Below are 18,501 nucleotides of genomic sequence, written 5' to 3'. Positions count from 1 at the left end.
GCCCGCCGCGGCGCGTCGCCTACCAGGCGCCGGGGAAGCGCAGCAGCTGGCCCGCCCCACCCGTGCTGCCGGCCACGACGGCCGCGCCGTGGCCGGTGGTCAGCCAGTCGAGGTGGTGCGCGACCTCGGCGGCCAGCGCGGTCGCCAGCTCGGCCGGCTCGGCGTCGGTCCGCTCCTCGACGACGGTGTGCACGATGCCGTCGGCGAGCAGGTCGTGGGCGCGTACCCGCTGGCGGGCGGCCAGCTCGGCCGCACGGTCCGGGGTGCCGTGCACGATCACGCTGGCGCCCTCCGGCGGCAGCGGCGAGAGCCACGCGTTGCCGGCGGCCACGACGACCCGGGCCGGGAGCAGGGCCAGCGCCCCGCCGCCGCAGCCCTGGCCCATCAGCAGCGCGACCGTGGGCACCGTCATCGTCGTCATGGTGGCGATGCAGCGCGCGATCTCGCCGGCGATCGAGCCCTCCTCGGCCTCCTGCGACAGCTCGGCGCCGGGGGTGTCGATGACCGTCACCAGCGGGAGGCGCAGCTCCTCCGCCAGCCGCATCGCGCGCCGGGCCTCGCGCAGGGCGCCCGGGCCCATCGGTGTGGCCGGCGTCTGGCGGGCCCGGTCCTGGCCGACGACCACGCAGGGCTGCCCGTCCAGGCGCGTCAGCGCGATCAGGACGGACCCGTCGCGCTCGCCCTGCTCGGTGCCCCGCAGACGCAGGGTGCCGGAGCCGCCGAGGCGCAGGAGCTCGCGTACGCCCGGTCGCTCGGCCGCCCGGGTGGCCGTGACGGCCTCCCACGCGGTCGGCGGCTCGGTGTGGTCGCCGTCGACCGCGCGCACCGGGCGTGCGGCCGAGAGCGCGTCGGGCCGCGGCAGGCGTGGCGGGACCGGCGCGTCGAGCAGCGTCGCCAGCGCGAGGTCGACCAGGCCGCGCAGCTCGTCGGCGGTGGCGACGGCGTCGATGATGCCGTGGGCGGCCAGGTTCTCCGCAGTCTGGACCCCGGCGGGGAAGGGCTCGCCGTTGAGCGCCTCGTACACCTTCGGGCCCAGGAACCCGACCAGCGCGCCGGGCTCCGCCAGCGTCACGTGGGCCAGCGAGCCCCAGGAGGCCAGGACGCCGCCGGTGGTGGGGTGGCGCAGGTACGCCAGGTAGGGCAGCCCGGCGGCCCGATGGTCCATGACCGCCCGGGTGATGTCGACCATCCCGACGAAGGCGGGCGTGCCCTCCTGCATGCGGGTGCCGCCCGAGGACGTGCTGGCGAGGAGGGGGAGGCCCTCGTCGGTCGCCCGACGCACGGCCGCGACGATCCGGGCGGCGGTGGCCGCGCCGATCGAGCCGGCCAGGAAGCCGAAGTCGTTGACGACGACCGCGACGGGGCGACCGCCCACCGTGCCCCAGCCGGTGAGGACCGACTCGTCCAGGCCGGTGCGCTCGGAGGCGCGGGCGAGCTGCGCGCGGTAGTCCTCGTCCCAGCCGGAGGTGTCCACGGGGATGTCCCAGCACTCGAAGGAGCCCGGGTCCAGCACGGTCGCGACGAGCTCGGGCGCCGACAGGCGGGCGGGGGTGCGGTCGGCGGAGCTCGTGGTCATGCGCGCGGGCCTCTCGTTGGTCCGTTGTACCAATGGCTGATTGGCCTAGCCAATAGGTCAACAGTGGAACTGTCAATAGAGTGCGGCGCATGAGTGCCTCGGAACCCCGGCTGCCCGGCCGGGTCGCGCGGACGCGGCTCTACGAGCAGGTGGCGGAGCAGATCACCGCCTGGGTGGCCGCCGAGGGTCTCGTCGCGGGGGACCGCCTGCCGCCCGAGCGCGAGCTCGCGGTGCAGCTCGGGGTCAGCCGCGCCACGCTCAGCCAGGCCCTCGTGGCCCTCGAGGTCGTCGGCGTCGTCGCGGTGCGCCACGGCGACGGCACCGTGCTCACCGGCGCCGAGGCCGCCTCCGCCCCGGTGATGAGCGCGATCCGGGCGCACGCCGACCGGTTGCCCGAGGTCATCGACGCGCGCGACGCGCTCGAGACCAAGATCGCCCGCCTCGCGGCGGAGCGACGCACCGACGACGACCTCGCCGAGATCGACGCCGCACTGCGGGACATGGAGCGCGACATCGAGGGTGGCGGCCGGGGCGTCCACGCCGACGAGCGCTTCCACGGCGCCGTCACCCGAGCGGCCCACTCGCCCCTGCTCGCCCAGATGATGGCGACCATCGGCGAGCTGATCCGCGAGAGCCGGATCGAGTCGCTGGCCCAGCCCGAGCGTCCCCGCAACTCGCTGGCGGGGCACCGTGCGGTCGCCGACGCCATCGCGGCCGGCGACGCCGACGGCGCGGCCGCGGCGATGCACGCGCACATCATGATGGTCAGCGACGTCGCGCTGCTGCGCGACTGAGTTCCCCGGGTCGTCGGGGCTTCGGGGCGTCAGCCCTCGCCGTCGTCGACCAGGCGCGCCTCGAGGCGCGCGAGCAGGTCGACGCCGCGGCGCACCGCGTCCTCGTCGTCGCCGAGCGCGGGACGCAGGCTGGCGGCCCAGGCGGCGCGCAGCTGCTCGAGGTTGCGGCCCGCCAGGGCTGTGGCGGTCACCGCCACGCCCCGGCCGGAGGACGCGGACCGCGTCACCATGCCCTTCGTCTCCAGCGAGCGGAGGGCGGCGCTCACGTTGGTGCGCTGCAGCCGGGCGCGGGCGGAGATCTCGCTGGGCGAGGAGCCGGGGAACAGGTCGACGAGCCGCATGACGGCCCGCTCGGTCTCGGTCAGCGGCACGGCCTCGGCGTCGGCGGGGGTGCGCGCACGCACGAGGCGCCCCACGTTCATCACCAGGTCGGCGAGCTCGGCCAGGAGGTGGTCCGGGTCGGGGACTGCGGGATCCGGCGGGGGCATGCGGGCATCCTACGAGAGTTATGGCAGGATCATTATGTGACAATAACTCGACCGGTCGCATCCCCCGGGCGGCTCGTGGCGCTGCTGGGCGTCCTCAGCGCCCTCCCGGCCCTCGCGATCGACCTGTACCTCCCGGCGCTGCCGACCATGAGCGGCGACCTCGGCACGACGCCCGGGCTCCTCCAGCTCACGGTGACGGTGTTCGTCCTCGGCCTCGCCGTCGGCCAGGTCGTCGTCGGGCCGCTCTCCGACGCGTGGGGGCGCAGGCCGCTGCTCGTGACCGGGATGGTGGCCTTCGTCGCGGGCTCCCTCGGCTGCCTCGCCGCACCGGGGGTCGACTGGCTGCTCGGGGCCCGGGCGGTGCAGGCGCTCGGCGCCGCCGCGGTCACGGTGCTGGCCCGGGCGGTCGTGCGCGACCACTTCGAGGGCGACGAGATGACCCGGTTCTACTCGACGCTCATGCTCGTCAACGGCGTCGCGACGGTGCTCGGGCCGATCGTCGGCGGGCAGCTCCTGCTCGTCGCGTCGTGGCGCTCGTGCTTCGCCGTCCTGGCCGTCGGCGGCACGCTCCTGCTCGTCGTCGTCCTCGCCCGCCTGCCCGAGTCGCTGCCGCCGCAGCGACGCCGTCCCGCCCGGCCGCGGGCCGTGGCGGCGGCGTTCGCCGAGGTCGCGCGCGACCGCGGCTACCGGGCGTACGCGCTCGCGGGTGCGTTGATGTTCGCCGCCATGTTCGCCTACATCTCCGGCAGCCCGTTCGTGCTGCAGACGCTGCACGGCCTGAGCGCGCAGCAGTACAGCGTCGTGTTCGCCGTCAATGCCTCCGGGATCGCGCTGCTCGGCCACGTCAACGCCCTCCTCGTCGGCCGGGCCGCGACCGCGGAGCGCCTGCTCGGCCTCAGCCTCGCCGGCGGCGCCGTCGCCGGCCTGGGCGTCCTCGCCGCGGTCGTGCTGGCGCTTCCGCTGCCGGTGCTGCTCGTCGCGCTGTTCGCCGTGGTCGGCCTGCTCGGGCCGGTGCTCGCCAACGCCACCTCGCTCGCCCTGGCCGCGCACCCCGGCGCGGCGGGGACGGCGGCGTCGCTGCTGGGGGTGGTGCAGTACGCCGCGACCGGCGCCGTGGTCCTCGCGATGGGGCTCGTCGGTCACGACGCGGCGGCGTCGGGCACGGGGATGGCGGTCGCCGTCGCGACGTGCACGGCCGGCGCGGCGGGCGCGTACGCCCTCCTGCGGCCCGCCGGTCGGGACCAGGTCACCCGAAAGTGGGACGCGGTGGCCCCGGTGCGCCAGACTTGACCGGGTGGGACCACCGTCGTGGGGGCGGTGGCTGCGACGTCCGGCGTGGGGCCGGACCCGCTGTCTCGGGGGACAGGGGACGTGTGTCATGGGTTGGGAAGAAGAGTGGGCGACCGAGGTCGTCGGGACGCCGCTGGCGACCCGGGTGACGGTCACCCGGTTGCAGGGCGCCGGGACGGCCTTCGACGTGGAGCTGGTGCCCGGTCGCGGCACCCGGTGGATCGCCGTCGGGCGGGCCGTGCGCGGGCTCGCGCAGGGCGGCACCTCGGTGTCGTCGGCGTTCGCCGTCGAGGCCGGCGCGACGAGACCGACGGTGCGCCTGCGCTGGCGTGACTCGCACCTCGGCGAGGTGCGCGCGGCGGACCTGCCGCTCAGCGCCGCCTGAGCGGGGCACGGGGCGCGTCACCTACGCGCAGCCGACGCAGCGCGTGGCGGACGGGCGTACCGCCAGTCGCTCGGGGTCGATGGGCCGCCCGCAGGCGGTGCACACGCCGTAGCCGCCGCGCTCGGCCCGCGCCAACGCCTCGTCGACGTCGGCCAGCCGCCGCACGGCCTCCCGCAGCAGGGCCTCGACCTGGGCGCGCTCGAACGCGATCGTGGCGCCCTCGGGGTCGTGCTCGTCGTCGGCGTTGCTGTCGCGGCTCGCGCTCACGAACTCGGCGTGCGTCGCCTCGAGCCGCCGGATCCGGGCGGCCACGCGCTCCCGCTCCGCGCGCAGGGCAGCGGCGGGGGCGGCGGGACCGGTCGTCCCCTCCTCGCTCATGCCGGACCGTCCCGGCGGGCGCGCAGCCGCTTGTCGAGGTCGCGCACCAGCTCGGCCACCCGGGAGCGGCCGTCCGGTGCCGGCGGGTAGCGGCGCAGGACCGCGACGACGACAGGCTCCGCAGCAGCCGCGGAACGGGTCAGGCGCTCCTCGGCCGCGGCCGGGTCGCCGGCCTCGAGCTCGGCGACGCGGGCGGCGAGCGCCGCCGCGCGCAGGACGTGCCCGACCTGCGTGGCCCGGGCGATCGGGTGGAGGTACGCGGCGGCCGCGGCGTCCCCGGCCGCCCGCGCGGCGAGTCGCGCCGGCTCGCCGTCGGCGCTCGCGGCGGCCCGGTGGGCCTCGACGGCGGCGACCCGCAGCCGGTTGCCCCGCGGGGCGCCGCTGACGAACGCGCGGGCCGCCGCGAGCGCCTCGCGCGGGCGGAGGTCGTCCGGGTGGGCCGCCTCGAAGACGTCGAGCAGCTCGGCGGCGGTCTCCAGGGCGTACGCGGTGACCGCCCGCAGCTCGTCGACCGTCAGGTCGAGGTCGGCCACGGGCTCAGCGCAGCGGCAGCGACGCCGTCACGAGCGTCGACTCGGTGATGGGGTCGCGCTCGACGCGCCAGGCGTCGCAGATGGCGTCGACCATGAGGAGGCCGCGACCACGGGGCGCCTCGTCGTCGTGGACGCCGGTCTGGTCGCCGATGAAGGAGGGGCCGCTCCCGGAGTCGAGGACGCTGACCTCCACGTGGGTGGTCGTGCGTCGCCACGCGAGGCGGATCGTGCCGACCGGCCCGGCCGCGCCGTGGTCGACGGCGTTGAGGACGAGCTCGCCCGCGACGATGACGACGTCCGCGACGAGCGCGGGGTGCAGCCCGAGGCCGTCGTCGCCCAGCGCCGCGCGCAGGAGGTGGCGGCTGCGGGTGCCGGCGTCGGTGGCGTGCGGGAGGTCCTCGGTGACCCAGGCCTGGTCAGCACCCTCGTGCCGCACCCCGTCGGGGCGCTGCTGGAGGTCGGAACCGAGACGCACGTGGGCCAGATTAGCGAGACCGTGGGCGCCTGCGGGCCGGGGGAGGGGCCCGCACGTCCCGCGGCCCCGGCCCTCCCGTCCCACGACGGCAGCCGCGTCACCGCTGACGTGCGACGATGTGCCCCGGAGCTCCGCGGGACGTCCGCGGCGCAGGTGAGGGAAGTGGCGATGATGATGCAGCACCTGTCGGACACGTCGTCCGGCGCACCTCGATGAGCGACGCCTCCCTCCCCGAGCGTCGGCGCCCGTCCGGCTCGTCCGACCTGTCCGGTCCGTTCGGCTCCGCGCGCAGCAGCGGCGAGTCCGCCCGCGTCGAGCAGGCCCGGCGCCTCGCCGCCCGCGCGGACGGGCTGCCCTCCCTGAACCGTCTGGCCGAGCTGGCCGCCCGGCTGCTGCACACGTCGTCGGCCCAGGTCTCGGTGATCGCCGACGACCAGACCGTCATGGGTGGCGCGGGCGACGCGTCGTCGTCGGTCGGGCAGCGCTCCCCGTCCGCCGACTCCCTGTGCACCGTGACGACCGAGGCCGCCGTGCCGGTCGTCATCCCGGACGCCACCGCCGACCCGCGCACCCGCGACCTGCCGTCGGTCCGGTCCGGCGCGGTGGGGGCGTACCTGGGGGTGCCGCTGCACTCCGGCGACCACGTGGTCGGTGCCCTGTGCGTGTTCAGCCCCGGCGAGCGGGCGTGGACGGCGGAGGAGGTCGGCCTGCTGGCCGAGCTGGCCGGCCCGACCATGACCGAGCTGGAGCTCGCCGCCCTCGAGTCCACCTACGAGGAGGACCGCGTGCTGTGGCAGCTCGCGGTCGACGCCGCCGGTGTCGGAGCCTTCGACTGGGACCTGCGCACCGACGTGCTGCGCTGGGACGAGCGGCTGCTCGAGCTGTTCGGCCACACGCGCGAGTCGTTCGGCGGCACGATCGAGGCGTTCAACGCCTGCGTGCACCCCGAGGACCGTGATCGCGTGGGGCTCGCGCTGTCCAGTGCCATCGAGAGCTGCGGGGGGTACGCGGCGGAGTACCGCGTCGTGCGCCCCGACGGCGAGGTCCGGTGGGTCTCGGCCCGCGGCCACGCCATCGCCGGGCCCGACGGCACCGCGGCGCGGGTGGTCGGCGCCGCGTACGACACCACCGCGGTGCACGACGGCGAGGCCCGCGTCGCGCGCACCCTCGACGCGATGCCCACGGCGTTCTTCCACCTGGACCGCGACTGGCGCTTCAGCTACGCCAACCCCGAGGCGCGGCGCCTGCTGGGCGCCATCGGGTCCGAGGTGGTGGGCCACGTCATCTGGGAGCTGTTCCCCGACGCGGTGGGCACCGAGTTCGAGAGCAGCTACCGCGGCGCGATGGACTCCGACGAGCCGGCCGCGTTCGAGGCGTACTACCCGCCGCCGCTGGACGCCTGGTACGAGGTGCGCTGCTGGCCCGTGCCCGACGGTCTCTCCGTCTACTTCATCGAGGTCACGCAGCGGCACCAGGCGCGGGCGGTCCTGGAGCGCGCCGCCCGCCGCAGCGAGCTGCTCGCCGAGGTGACGCGCGCACTGACCGCCACGCTGGACGAGGAGGAGGCCGTCGCCCGCCTGACGCAGATCCTCGTGCCCGGGCTCGGCGACTGGTGCGTGGTGACGCTGGTCGAGGGCAGCCCGCCGCCGGACCCGCGCTCCGAGCGCGGCTGGCGACGGCGGCTGCGGGACATCGGGTGGTGGCACCGCGACCCGGAGCGCCGGACGATGGTGGAGCGGTACGCCCAGCTGCGGGTGCCCGCGCTCACCGACGACTCGCTCGTCGCCGAGGCGCTGGTCAGCCAGGAGCCGGTCGTCGTCCCGTCGGGGGCGACCGAGCGGATCGTCGGGATCCTGCGCCCCGGCGAGGCCGGGCAGATCTGTCGCGACCTCGCCCCCTCGGCCGTGGCCGTCCTCCCGCTGCAGGGCCGCGGGCGGCTCTCCGGGCTCATGACCGTCTTCCGCGACGCCGAGCGCGGCTCCTTCAGCGAGGAGGACCTCGACCTGCTGGCCGACGTGGCCGGTCGCGCGGGCCTCGCGCTCGACAACGCGAACCTGTACGCCGGCCAGCGCAAGCTCGCCGAGGGCCTCCAGCGCAGCCTGCTCACGGCCCCGCCGCAGCCGGCGGACCTCGAGGTGGCGGTGCGCTACGAGCCCGCTGCCGAGTCGGCGCAGGTGGGCGGCGACTGGTACGACGCCTTCGAGCAGACCGACGGCACCCTGACCCTCGTGATCGGCGACGTCGTCGGCCACGACACCGTCGCCGCCGCCGAGATGGGCGAGGTCCGCGGGCTCCTGCGCGGCATCGCCGCGACCACGGGGGACGGGCCCGCCGCCCTCCTCGAGCGCGTCGACCGGGCCATGGAGACGCTGGCCGTCGACACGATCGCGACCTCGGTGGTCGCCCGTCTCGAGCCCTCCGACGCCGGCCCCGGCTGGCGGCGGCTGCGCTGGGCGAACGCCGGGCACCCGCCGCCGCTGCTGCTGGAGCCGGGGGACGACGGCGTACGCACCGCCCGCCTGCTGTGGTCGACCCCGGCGAACCGGATGCTCGGCCTGCCGACCGACGACGAGAGCCGCGCCGAGTCGGTCGTCGACGTGCCGCCCGGCGCCGTGCTGCTGCTGTTCACCGACGGCCTCGTGGAGCGACGCGGCGAGGTGCTCGACGTCGGTCTCGAGCGGCTGCGCGACACCGTGCTCGCGACCTCGCCCGACGCCTCGCTCGAGGAGGTCGCCGACCAGGTGCTGCGGCGTCAGCTGCCCGGCTGGACCGAGGACGACGTGGCGCTCGTGGTCGTGCGGCTGCGCGGCTGACGGTCCCGTCGGGGAGCTCAGGCCGCGCGGGCGCGCGCCGAGAGCGTCGAGCCCGCGCTGGCCGCGACGACCAGCAGCACCGCGCAGACCACGAGCAGGCTGACCCCCTGCCCGAGCAGGACCAGGCCGGCGACGACCGCGACGACGGGCTCGAGGCTGAGCAGCACCCCGAAGACCGGGCGGGGGAGGCGGCGCAGGGCGGCGAGCTCGAGCGTGTACGGCACCACGGACGCCAGCACCGCCGTGCCCACCGCGATCGCCAGGAGCCGCGGGTCGAGCGCCACGGTCGGGAACGCGCGGGCGCCGAACGGGAGCAGCACGAGCGCGCCGACGGCGAGCGCGACCGCGAGCCCGCCGGTCCCGGGCACCAGTGCGCCGACGCGGTGGCTCGCGAGGATGTACAGCGCCCAGAAGGCGCCCGCGGCGAGGGCGAGCGCCACCCCCAGCGGGTCGAGGACGCTGTGGCCGGTGAGGTCGGCGACGAGGAACAGGGCCATGCCGGCGAGCGCGAGGCCGACCCATCCGAGCTCGCGCAGGCGCCGGGACAGCGCGGCCGCCAGGGCGAGGGGTCCGAGGAACTGGATGGACACCGTGACGCCCAGGGGCAGGCGGTCGATCGCCGCGTAGAAGAAGCCGTTCATGCCGGCGAAGGTGAGTCCGAAGGCGACCACGGCGACCCACTCGGTGCGCCGCCAGTGCCGCACCCGCGGGCGCACGAGCACGAGCAGGACCAGGGAGGCGATCGCGAGGCGCACGGCCGTCGTGCCCCAGCTGCCCACGACCGGGAACAGCGACATCGCCATCGCGGCGCCGAACTGCAGCGAGACGCACGAGCCGAGGACGAGGGCGACGCCCGAGAGCCGGACGGTGCCGTCGGTCGGGGTGGTCGTCGAGTCGCCTGCGGGTCGCGCCGCCACCGCCTCCGTGCTCACGCCGCGCAGTCTCGCCGCGCCGCCCGCGCGGCGCCGAATCGGCCGGGGTGGTGGGGGAGCCGGCTCCTCTGGATTACCCGGTTCACCGGGTAACGCTCGACTTGGGACCCGTTCGGACGGGGTCGAGGTCGAGCGTTCCGGCACAGAGTCCCCGGCGTCGGTTCGGACGCGCTGGGAGCCCTTCGGGTCTTTCTCCACAACTGAGTCTCCGGCCGGGCCGGACTGTCGGTGGCTCCTGCTTGAGTGGGTTCATGGCAGGGGGAACGGGGACCTTCTCGCCGGGATCGAGGCATCCGGTGCTGGCGGCGATCGGGCGCGCCGACGAGCACGTCGGGGACGCGCTCGAGCTGGGTCTGCTGACGCTCGGTGAGGCGGATGCGCGGTCGGCGCTGGTCGCGGTGCAGCAGGTCTCGGCCAGGCTCGATGCCCTGGCCGCGAAGCTCGCAGCGCGTGCCGATGAGCTGCAGGTCGGCCGTGTGAATGGGTCGCCGTCGACGGCGGTGTGGTTCGCGAACGCGACCGGCGTGACGCGGGGTGAGGCGTACCGGGTGCTGCGGGTGGGTGGCGCGTTTGAGCGGTACGTACGTGTGGCCGCGGCCGCCGCAGCCGGCGCCGTGTCGCTCGACCAGGCCGACGTCATCGTCCGCGCCATCGACGCGCTGCCGGACGAGTTCGACGCCGAGACACGGCAGCGGGCGGAGGCGGTGCTGGTCGAGAACGCGGCCCGGTTCGACGCACTCGCGCTGCGCAAGCTCGGCAAGCGGATCCTCGACGTGGTCGCCCCGGAGGTGGGTGAGGCGCACGAGGCGCGGTTGTTGGCGGCCGAGGAGCGTTCGGCGATGGCGGCGGCGTCGTTGACGCTGCGTGACCTCGGCGACGGGCGCACCTCGGTCCGGGGGATCCTGCCGACCCTGCACGCCGAGATGCTGGGCAAGGCACTGGACGCCTACGCCTCACCGGGCCACAAGAACGCCAGTTCTGATGAGGCGGACCGGTTCGCGACCGGGACCCCGTCGCCGCTGCGCCGCGGTAAGGCGTTCGTCGAGCTCATCGAAGGCCTCGATGCCCGCGACCTGCCCGAGGTGGGCGGCACGAGCGCGACCGTGGTGGTGAATCTCGACCTCGATGCGTTGCTACGTGACCTGGGCGTGGCCACGTTGGACACCGGCGGGCGGATCAGCGCCGCCGAGGCCCGGCGCCTGGCGTGCTCGGCGAATCTCGTGCCCGCGGTCCTGGGCGGCAGCAGCGAGGTGCTCGACCTCGGACGGGCGCAGCGCTACCACTCCAAACCGCAACGACTGGCGATCGCGATCCGCGACAAGACGTGCGTGACCGACGGTTGCGACCGACCGGCCCACCAGTGCCAGGTCCACCACTGGACCCTCTGGTCCGCGGGAGGCTCCACCACGGTGAGAGATGCCGGACTGCTGTGCGGCCACCACCACCGCAAGGTCCACGACCCCCGCTACGAGACCCGCCGCACCCGACATCCCCTCGGCCACACCAGCGTCAGATTCGTGCGACGGCCCTAGACGGCACATCTGCAGAGCACCCTGGGCCGAGACCGTGCACGTCAGTCCGGCAGCGAGAACCACGCGACGGTGCCGCCGCCGGCACGTGGCAGCAGGCTGATCCGGCCGCCGTGGCTCGCCACGACGCGGCGGCACGTTGCGAGCCCGATGCCCGATCCCTCGGCCTCGCCCACGCGGACGAGGGGCTCGAAGACGTGCTCGGTCTCGGTCGGGTCGATCCCGATCCCGCGGTCGGCGACCTCGACCACCCAGCCCGGTGCTCCGGAGCGGGTGCGCCGGGCGGAGACCTCGATGCGCGGGCGGGTTCCCGGGGCGACGAACTTGGCCGCGTTCGCGATGAGGTTCTGCAGGACGGCGCGCAGCTGCGTCGGGTCACCGACCACGGTCGGCAGCGCGTCGACCGTGACGTCGGCCCCGACCAGGGCGTCCGCGAGGTCGGACAGCACGTCGCGGACGACCTGGCGGAGGTCCACGGCGACGCGGCCGTGCTCGCCGCCCACGCGGGCGTACGACAGCAGGTCCTCCACCAGCGTCTCCATGCGGGCGACGCTGCGCAGGGCGTGGTCGAGGACGTCGACACCGTCGGCCAGTGACGTCCGCGGCGCGGGTGCGTCGTCCCCGAGGTCACTGCCGTTCCCGAGGTCGCCGAGCTCGTCGTGCTCGGTGAGCACGTCGCGCAGGAGGTGCAGCGCCATGGACGTGGTGGTCAGCGGGTTGCGCAGGTCGTGGCTGACCTGTCCCGCGAACGCGGCGAGGTGCTCGTTGGAGCGCTGCAGCTCGGCGGAGACCTCGGTGACCCGCAGGAGCGCGGCGTCCAGGGCCTGGGCCTGGCGCGACATCTCGATCACGTCGACCACCCGGTCGGCGAGCGCCTGCAGGCCGAGCCGCTGACGACGGTCGACCTCCCGCGGCTCGACGTCGAAGACGCACAGGGTGCCGATCACCACGTCGTCGGAGGTCACCAGCGGGTGGGCGGCGTAGAAGCGCACCGCCCCGGCGCGTCCGTCGACCCACGGGTTGTCGCGGAACCGCTCGTCGAGGCGCGCGTCGGCGACCACGACCGGCCGGCCGTCGTCGACGGTCCGGGCGCACAGCGAGGAGGCGCGCTCGACCGGCGGTCCGTCGAACCCGACCGTGGCGACCTGGTGCTGGGCCTCGGAGGTGACGACGTTGACGCTGGCGAGGGGTACGCCCGCGATGCTCGCGGCCATGTCGACGACGGCCTGCAGCTCCTTCGGGGCGGCGTCGAGCACCCCGAGGGGGGCGATCTCCTCGTCGCGGCGCCGCAGGACGTCGAGCGGGGCCGTGTCGGCCAGGGTGGTGGCGGTGGAACGGTGCATGCGGCGGTGCGCTCCCGGTGGGGTGGTGGGTCGTCGTGCTCTCCCGAGAGCGGACGCTGCGGACGGCGGTCCGCCGGTGCCGCAGGCCCAACGCCCGGCGGCGCCCGACGTCACGGCCGATCGCGCGCCGCGCGGAGTCGGCCGCGTCACACCCCGGCTGCCACCATGGCCGGATGGATTCCGAGACGCGCTCCTACCGCACCGGTGGCCAGGACACGGTGCTCGACCTGACCCGCGACTGCGAGGCGTACGGGTCGTCGCGCGGCAGCGGCCTGCTCCACCTGTTCGTGCCGCACGCGACCGCCGGCCTGGCCATCCTCGAGACCGGTGCCGGCAGCGACGACGACCTGCTCGCCGCGCTTGCCGACCTGCTGCCCGCCGACGACCGCTGGCAGCACCGGCACGGCACCCGGGGCCACGGACGGTCGCACGTGATGCCGGCGCTCGTCCCGCCGTACGCCACGGTGCCCGTCATCGACGGCCGCCTGATGCTCGGCACCTGGCAGAGCGTGTGCCTCGTCGACCTCAACGTCGACAACCACGAGCGCGAGGTGCGGTTCAGCTTCCTGACGGGCTGAGGCGGCCGGGCCGCGAGGGGCGCCGTACGCCCGATGCGCGCAAGGTATCGCGGGATGCCAGAGAAGTGTTGGACGGGAATGACCCCGGCTTCCTAGTCTCACTGTGTCGGCGGCCACACCCGCCTGCCGGCCCGAGACCGCACGGAGGAAGCCGATGACCGCCACCGCCACCCCGCCCACCAGCGCGCTCGCCGGCCCCGGTGCCGCCCTCGTCGCGGCGTCCGCGGGACCCTCCACGGTGGACCGGATCGCCCACGTCAAGCTCTCCTCGGTCGTGCTGCCCCTGGCCACGCCGATCAGCGACGCGAAGGTGCTCACCGGTCGCCAGAAGCCGATGACCGAGGTCGTGTTCCTCGTCGTCGAGATCCAGACCGAGGGCGGCCACGAGGGCGTCGGCTTCTCCTACTCCAAGCGCGCCGGCGGCCCCGGCCAGTTCGCGCACGCCCGCGAGATCGGCGACGTGCTGATCGGCGAGGACCCCAGCGACATCGCGAAGCTCTGGACGAAGCTGGCGTGGGCCGGTGCCTCCGTGGGTCGCAGCGGTCTCGCCACCCAGGCCATCGCCGCGTTCGACGTCGCGCTGTGGGACCTCAAGTCCAAGCGCGCCGGTCTCCCGCTGGCGAAGCTGATCGGCTCGCACCGCGACTCCGTGCGCACCTACAACACCTCCGGCGGCTTCCTGCACACGCCGATCCAGGAGGTCATGGAGAACGCGGCCAAGTCCCTCGAGGCGGGCATCGGCGCCATCAAGCTCAAGGTCGGCCAGCCCGACTGGCGCACCGACGTCGCCCGCGTGACCGCCGTGCGCGAGCACCTCGACCCCGACGTGCCGCTGATGGTCGACGCCAACCAGCAGTGGGACCGCGCCACCGCCATGCGGATGGGCCGCATCTTCGAGGAGTTCGGCCTGGTCTGGATCGAGGAGCCCCTCGACGCCTACGACGCCGAGGGCCACGCCGAGCTGCGCCGTGCCCTCGACACCCCCATCGCCACCGGCGAGATGCTGGCCAGCGTCGACGAGCACCTGCGGCTCATCGAGGCCGGCGCCCAGGACATCGTGCAGCCGGACGCCCCGCGCATCGGTGGCATCACGCAGTTCCTCAAGCTCGCCACGATCATGGAGAGCAAGCGTCTCGAGATGGCGCCGCACTTCGCGATGGAGATCCACGTCCAGCTCGCGGCGGCGTACTCCATCGAGCCCTGGGTCGAGCACTTCGACTGGCTCGACCCGCTGTTCAACGAGAGCCTCGAGACGCGCGACGGCCGCATGTGGGTCTCCGACCGCCCCGGCCTCGGCTTCACGCTCAGCGACCAGGCCCGCGCCTGGACCGTCGCGACCGCCGAGCTCGGCACCCGCCCCTGATCCTCGCGGGCTCCGCGACGTCCCGACGGAGTCCGCGGGACCCACCGCTCCGGCGCCGCGCCCACCCGGCCGGCGGCGCCCGCCACCACCACGACCTCACCACTCAAGGAGATCCACGATGGGTCGCTACGCCCCCGACGAGCTGCGCACCGCGCTCGGCTCCGGACTGCTCTCGTTCCCGGTCACCCACACGACCCCCGACCTGGCCTTCGACGAGGCGGCCTACCGCGAGCACCTGCGCCACCTGGCGCAGTTCGACGTCGCGGGCCTCTTCGCCGCGGGCGGCACCGGCGAGTTCTTCTCGCTGACCCACGCCGAGGTCGACACGGTCGTGCGGGCCACGGTCGACGAGATCACCGACATCCCGGTGATGGGCGCCGCGGGCTACGGCACCACCCAGGCCGTGGCGATGACGCGGGCGTCCGCCGAGGCGGGGGCCGACGGGGTGCTGCTGCTGCCGCCGTACCTGACCGAGCTGTCCGACGCCGGTCTCTACGAGCACACCGCCCGCGTCTGCGCCTCGACCGACATCGGCGTCGTCGTCTACCACCGCGCCAACGCCCGCTACTCCGCCGAGACCGTGGAGCGCCTCGCCGACGAGTTCGACAACTTCATCGGGTTCAAGGACGGCATCTGCGACATCGACCTGCTCGCCACGCTGAACGCGCGGCTGGGCGACCGGCTGGTCTACGTCGGCGGCCTGCCGACGGCGGAGACGTACGCGCTGCCGTACCTGGAGCTCGGGGTCACCACGTACTCGTCCGCCATCTTCAACTTCGCGCCCCGCTGGGCCACCGAGTTCTACACCGCGGTGCGCTCCGGCGAGCGCGACGAGGTCCTCGCCCGACTGCGCGAGTTCGTCGTGCCTTACATTGCGATCCGTGACCGCCAGGCCGGCTACGGCGTCTCGATCGTGAAGGCCGGCCTGACGGCCGCGGGTCGTCCCGCCGGTCCGGTCCGTCCTCCGCTGACGGACCTGACCGACGCGGAGCTGGCCGAGCTGACCGACCTCGTGAAGAAGGTGATCTGAGATGACGCAGCCGCAGGCGGCCTCGGGGCTGACCGGCGAGATGTTCCTGGGCGAGCGACGCGTGCTCGGGACCGAGGGCACCGTGCGTGCCGTCGACCCGCGCACCGGTGAGGAGGTGGGGGTCGAGTACGGCCTGGGCTCGGCCGCCGAGGTCGACATCGCCGCCACCCTCGCCGCGCAGGCCCACCCGGTCTACCGGGCCACCGGCCCGGAGGAGCGCGCCGCGTTCCTCGAGCGGGTCGCGGACAACATCGCCGCCCTGGGCGACACCCTCGTCGCCCAGGTGCTGCTCGAGTCGGGCCTGCCGGAGCCGCGGGTGCGCGGCGAGATCGGGCGCACCACCGGCCAGCTGCGGCTCTTCGCCTCCGTCGTGCGCGACGGCTCCTTCCACGGCGCCCGCATCGAGACCGCGCTGCCCGAGCGCACCCCGCTGCCGCGTCCCGACGTGCGCCAGCGCAAGGTGCCCGTGGGTCCCGTCGCGGTCTTCGGCGCCAGCAACTTCCCGCTCGCCTTCTCCGTCGCCGGCGGCGACACCGCCTCGGCGCTCGCGGCCGGCTGCCCCGTCGTGGTGAAGGCCCACGAGGCCCACCCCGGCACCTCCGAGCTCGTCGGCGGCGCCATCGCGTCGGCCGTCGCGGAGTCCGGGCTGCCGCAGGGCGTCTTCTCGATGGTCTACGGCGAGGGCCCGGTCGTCGGGTCCGCGCTCGCCGCTCACCCCGCGATCAAGGCCGTCGGCTTCACGGGCTCGCGCCGCGCCGGCGTGGCCCTCATGCAGGTCGCCGCGGCCCGCGAGGTGCCGATCCCCGTCTACGCGGAGATGTCGTCGATCAACCCGGTGTTCCTGCTGCCCGGCGCGCTCGCCGAGGACGCGGCGGGCATCGCCGACGGCTACGTCGCGTCGCTGACGACCGGAGCCGGTCAGCTGTGCACCAGTCCGGGTCTCGTGCTCGCGGTGGCGGGCGAGGGTCTCGACACCTTCCTCGAGCGCGTGGGCGAGCAGCTGCCCGGCTGCGCCGCGCAGACCATGCTCACCCCCGGCATCCACTCCGCCTACGAGGCCGGCGTCGAGCGGCTCGTCAACGCCGACGGCGTGCGGGTCGTCGGCCGGGGCGCCACGCCCGCCGAGGGCGCGCCCACCGAGGGCCAGGCGCTCGTCGTCACCGTGCCCGCGGAGACGTTCGTCGCGAACCCGGCGCTGGGCGAGGAGAACTTCGGGTCCTCGTCGGTCGTCGTCGTCGCCGACGACACCAGCGCGCTCGTGCGGGTCGCCCAGGAGATCGAGGGCCAGCTGACCGCGACCCTCCAGGCCACCGGCGCCGACCACGAGGCCGCGGCCGCGCTGCTGCCCGTGCTCGAGGACAAGGTGGGCCGCATCCTGTTCAACGGCTGGCCGACCGGCGTCGACGTCGGCCAGGCGATGGTGCACGGCGGCCCGTTCCCGGCCACCTCCGACGGGCGGAGCACGTCGGTCGGCACGCTGGCGATCGAGCGCTTCCTGCGTCCCGTGGCCTACCAGAACGTCCCGGCCGACCTGCTCCCCGCGCCCGTCGCGGACGCCAACCCGCTCGGCATCTGGCGCCAGGTCGAGGGGGACCTGACCCGTGACTGAGACGGCGACCAGCACGAGCACGGACACCCTCGAGCGCAGCCGCGTCGTCGAGGCGGCCGGCCGCGGGCCGGTCGTCGCCGGCCTGCGGGTGGTCCCGGTCGCGGGGCACGACTCGATGCTGCTGAACCTCAGCGGCGCCCACGCGCCCTTCTTCACCCGCAACATCGTCGTGCTCACCGACTCCGACGGCCGCACCGGCGTCGGCGAGGTGCCCGGCGGCGAGGCGATCCGCTCGACGCTCGAGGAGTCGGCGCGGCTGGTCGTGGGCCAGCCCGTCGCGCGCTTCCGCACCCTGCTGCGCGAGGTGGCCGACGCGTACGCCTCCCGCGACGCGGGCGGTCGGGGCCTGCAGACCTTCGACCTGCGCACGACGGTGCACGTCGTCACGGCGCTGGAGTCGGCCCTGCTCGACCTGCACGGGCAGGCGCTGGGGGTGCCGGTCGCCGAGCTCCTGGGCGAGGGCCAGCAGCGCGACTCCGTGCAGGCGCTGGGCTACCTGTTCTTCGTGGGCGACCGCGGCCGCACGGACCTGGCGTACCGCTCCGAGCCCGACGGCGAGGACGACTGGACCCGCCTGCGCCACGAGACGGCGCTCGACGCCGACGCCGTGGTGGCGCTGGCCCGCGCGGCGCAGCAGCGCTACGGGTTCGCGGACTTCAAGCTCAAGGGCGGCGTGCTGCCCGGCGAGCAGGAGGTCGAGGTCATCACCGCGCTCGGCGCCGCGTTCCCCGAGGCGCGGGTGACGCTCGATCCCAACGGCGGCTGGCTGCTGGCGGACGCGATCCGCCACGGCCGCGCGCTGCGCGACGTGCTCGCGTACGCCGAGGACCCCTGCGGCGCGGAGGGCGGCTACTCCGGGCGCGAGGTGATGGCCGAGTTCAAGCGGGCCACCGGTCTGACCACGGCCACCAACATGATCGCGACCGACTGGCGCCAGATGGGCCACGCGGTGCGCACCAACGCCGTCGACATCCCGCTGGCCGACCCGCACTTCTGGACCATGGCGGGCTCCGTGCGCGTCGGCCAGATGTGCGACGCGTGGGGCCTGACGTGGGGCTCGCACTCGAACAACCACTTCGACGTCTCGCTGGCGATGTTCACCCACGTCGCGGCAGCGGTGCCCGGCGAGCCGACCGCCATCGACACGCACTGGATCTGGCAGGACGGGCAGCGCATCACCCGCGACCCGCTGCGGATCGTGGACGGGCGGATCGCCGTGCCGACGACGCCCGGCCTGGGCGTCGAGCTCGACGAGGAGCGGCTGGCCGAGGCGCACGAGCTCTACCTGCGCGAGGGCCTCGGCGCCCGCGACGACGCGGCCGCCATGCAGTTCCTGGTGCCCGGCTGGTCCTTCGACCCCAAGCGACCGGCGCTCGACCGATGAC

The 18,501-nt window shown here is 75.1% G+C and carries 17 protein-coding genes; 10 read left to right on the top strand and 7 right to left on the bottom strand.

Annotation, left to right across the window (positions count from 1 at the left end):
- Positions 1-19: 19 nt before the first annotated feature.
- Positions 20-1,576 (bottom strand): carboxyl transferase domain-containing protein, encoded by a 1,557-nt coding sequence (locus RDV89_RS03465; RefSeq protein WP_315731323.1) that lies wholly within the window; start codon positions 1,574-1,576, stop codon positions 20-22.
- Between the two features lie 89 nt (positions 1,577-1,665).
- Here RDV89_RS03465 and RDV89_RS03460 point away from each other — a divergent pair, with 89 nt between their 5' ends.
- A complete protein-coding gene (locus RDV89_RS03460; RefSeq protein WP_315731321.1) occupies positions 1,666-2,370 on the top strand; it encodes a FadR/GntR family transcriptional regulator in 705 nt (234 codons plus the stop codon).
- A 29-nt stretch (positions 2,371-2,399) separates the two neighbouring features.
- Here the strand turns inward: RDV89_RS03460 and RDV89_RS03455 are convergent, their stop codons facing one another.
- Positions 2,400-2,858 carry a MarR family winged helix-turn-helix transcriptional regulator gene (locus RDV89_RS03455; protein ID WP_315731320.1) on the bottom strand — a complete coding sequence of 153 codons (459 nt, stop codon included), beginning with the start codon at positions 2,856-2,858 and terminating at the stop codon, positions 2,400-2,402.
- Between the two features lie 36 nt (positions 2,859-2,894).
- On the opposite strand from RDV89_RS03455, the gene RDV89_RS03450 reads away from it, so the two are divergent.
- Together RDV89_RS03450 and RDV89_RS03445 are read left to right on the top strand one after the other, a co-directional pair.
- Complete coding sequence (locus RDV89_RS03450) at positions 2,895-4,148, top strand: multidrug effflux MFS transporter (protein WP_315731319.1); 1,254 nt, start codon at positions 2,895-2,897, stop codon at positions 4,146-4,148.
- Positions 4,149-4,236: 88 nt separating this feature from the next.
- Positions 4,237-4,533: a hypothetical protein gene (locus RDV89_RS03445; RefSeq protein ID WP_315731318.1), complete on the top strand. Its 297-nt coding sequence runs from the start codon at positions 4,237-4,239 to the stop codon at positions 4,531-4,533.
- Between the two features lie 21 nt (positions 4,534-4,554).
- On the opposite strand, the gene RDV89_RS03440 is transcribed toward RDV89_RS03445, so the two are convergent.
- Genes RDV89_RS03440 through RDV89_RS03430 form a run of 3 tightly spaced genes read right to left on the bottom strand, consistent with a single transcriptional unit; the run spans position 4,555 to position 5,919 of the window.
- Positions 4,555-4,911 carry a TraR/DksA family transcriptional regulator gene (locus RDV89_RS03440; RefSeq protein ID WP_315731317.1) on the bottom strand — a complete coding sequence of 119 codons (357 nt, stop codon included), beginning with the start codon at positions 4,909-4,911 and terminating at the stop codon, positions 4,555-4,557.
- Complete coding sequence (locus tag RDV89_RS03435; protein WP_315731316.1) at positions 4,908-5,444, bottom strand: putative immunity protein; 537 nt, start codon at positions 5,442-5,444, stop codon at positions 4,908-4,910. The genes RDV89_RS03440 and RDV89_RS03435 overlap by 4 nt, the downstream gene beginning before the upstream one ends.
- Positions 5,445-5,448: 4 nt before the next feature.
- A complete protein-coding gene (locus RDV89_RS03430; protein WP_315731314.1) occupies positions 5,449-5,919 on the bottom strand; it encodes an ATP-binding protein in 471 nt (156 codons plus the stop codon).
- Positions 5,920-6,131: 212 nt separating this feature from the next.
- Here RDV89_RS03430 and RDV89_RS03425 point away from each other — a divergent pair, with 212 nt between their 5' ends.
- Complete coding sequence (locus RDV89_RS03425; RefSeq protein WP_315731313.1) at positions 6,132-8,732, top strand: SpoIIE family protein phosphatase; 2,601 nt, start codon at positions 6,132-6,134, stop codon at positions 8,730-8,732.
- 17 nt (positions 8,733-8,749) lie between these two features.
- On the opposite strand, the gene RDV89_RS03420 is transcribed toward RDV89_RS03425, so the two are convergent.
- Positions 8,750-9,664 (bottom strand): EamA family transporter, encoded by a 915-nt coding sequence (locus RDV89_RS03420; protein WP_315731312.1) that lies wholly within the window; start codon positions 9,662-9,664, stop codon positions 8,750-8,752.
- 251 nt (positions 9,665-9,915) lie between these two features.
- Here RDV89_RS03420 and RDV89_RS03415 point away from each other — a divergent pair, with 251 nt between their 5' ends.
- Positions 9,916-11,196, top strand: a complete 1,281-nt coding sequence (locus RDV89_RS03415; protein WP_315731310.1) for an HNH endonuclease signature motif containing protein — start codon at positions 9,916-9,918, stop codon at positions 11,194-11,196.
- A gap of 41 nt (positions 11,197-11,237) precedes the next feature.
- Here RDV89_RS03415 and RDV89_RS03410 read toward each other — a convergent pair whose 3' ends face one another.
- Positions 11,238-12,536: a sensor histidine kinase gene (locus tag RDV89_RS03410; protein WP_315731309.1), complete on the bottom strand. Its 1,299-nt coding sequence runs from the start codon at positions 12,534-12,536 to the stop codon at positions 11,238-11,240.
- 173 nt (positions 12,537-12,709) lie between these two features.
- Here RDV89_RS03410 and RDV89_RS03405 point away from each other — a divergent pair, with 173 nt between their 5' ends.
- From RDV89_RS03405 to RDV89_RS03385, 5 genes are all read left to right on the top strand, one after another.
- Complete coding sequence (locus RDV89_RS03405) at positions 12,710-13,114, top strand: YjbQ family protein (RefSeq protein WP_315731308.1); 405 nt, start codon at positions 12,710-12,712, stop codon at positions 13,112-13,114.
- Between the two features lie 154 nt (positions 13,115-13,268).
- Positions 13,269-14,477 (top strand): L-talarate/galactarate dehydratase, encoded by a 1,209-nt coding sequence (locus RDV89_RS03400; protein ID WP_315731307.1) that lies wholly within the window; start codon positions 13,269-13,271, stop codon positions 14,475-14,477.
- Positions 14,478-14,595: 118 nt separating this feature from the next.
- A complete protein-coding gene (gene kdgD / locus RDV89_RS03395) occupies positions 14,596-15,507 on the top strand; it encodes a 5-dehydro-4-deoxyglucarate dehydratase (RefSeq protein WP_315731306.1) in 912 nt (303 codons plus the stop codon).
- A 1-nt stretch (position 15,508) separates the two neighbouring features.
- Complete coding sequence (locus RDV89_RS03390) at positions 15,509-17,116, top strand: aldehyde dehydrogenase (NADP(+)) (RefSeq protein WP_315731305.1); 1,608 nt, start codon at positions 15,509-15,511, stop codon at positions 17,114-17,116.
- Positions 17,109-18,500, top strand: a complete 1,392-nt coding sequence (locus RDV89_RS03385; protein WP_315731304.1) for an enolase C-terminal domain-like protein — start codon at positions 17,109-17,111, stop codon at positions 18,498-18,500. The genes RDV89_RS03390 and RDV89_RS03385 overlap by 8 nt, the downstream gene beginning before the upstream one ends.
- The last annotated feature ends 1 nt before the right edge of the window (position 18,501 follow it).

Source organism: Nocardioides imazamoxiresistens (assembly GCF_032378595.1).
GTDB classification, from domain to species: domain Bacteria; phylum Actinomycetota; class Actinomycetes; order Propionibacteriales; family Nocardioidaceae; genus Nocardioides; species Nocardioides imazamoxiresistens.
This window is presented reverse-complemented; position numbering and strand designations above follow the sequence as displayed.

Coding starts and splice junctions, on each gene's coding strand:
- RDV89_RS03465 (WP_315731323.1), bottom strand. CDS start 1,576: ATGACCACGAGCTCCGCCGACCGCACCCCCGCCCGCCTGTCGGCGCCC.
- RDV89_RS03460 (WP_315731321.1), top strand. CDS start 1,666: ATGAGTGCCTCGGAACCCCGGCTGCCCGGCCGGGTCGCGCGGACGCGG.
- RDV89_RS03455 (WP_315731320.1), bottom strand. CDS start 2,858: ATGCCCCCGCCGGATCCCGCAGTCCCCGACCCGGACCACCTCCTGGCC.
- RDV89_RS03445 (WP_315731318.1), top strand. CDS start 4,237: ATGGGTTGGGAAGAAGAGTGGGCGACCGAGGTCGTCGGGACGCCGCTG.
- RDV89_RS03440 (WP_315731317.1), bottom strand. CDS start 4,911: ATGAGCGAGGAGGGGACGACCGGTCCCGCCGCCCCCGCCGCTGCCCTG.
- RDV89_RS03425 (WP_315731313.1), top strand. CDS start 6,132: ATGAGCGACGCCTCCCTCCCCGAGCGTCGGCGCCCGTCCGGCTCGTCC.
- RDV89_RS03415 (WP_315731310.1), top strand. CDS start 9,916: ATGGCAGGGGGAACGGGGACCTTCTCGCCGGGATCGAGGCATCCGGTG.
- RDV89_RS03410 (WP_315731309.1), bottom strand. CDS start 12,536: ATGCACCGTTCCACCGCCACCACCCTGGCCGACACGGCCCCGCTCGAC.
- RDV89_RS03405 (WP_315731308.1), top strand. CDS start 12,710: ATGGATTCCGAGACGCGCTCCTACCGCACCGGTGGCCAGGACACGGTG.
- RDV89_RS03400 (WP_315731307.1), top strand. CDS start 13,269: ATGACCGCCACCGCCACCCCGCCCACCAGCGCGCTCGCCGGCCCCGGT.
- kdgD (WP_315731306.1), top strand. CDS start 14,596: ATGGGTCGCTACGCCCCCGACGAGCTGCGCACCGCGCTCGGCTCCGGA.
- RDV89_RS03390 (WP_315731305.1), top strand. CDS start 15,509: ATGACGCAGCCGCAGGCGGCCTCGGGGCTGACCGGCGAGATGTTCCTG.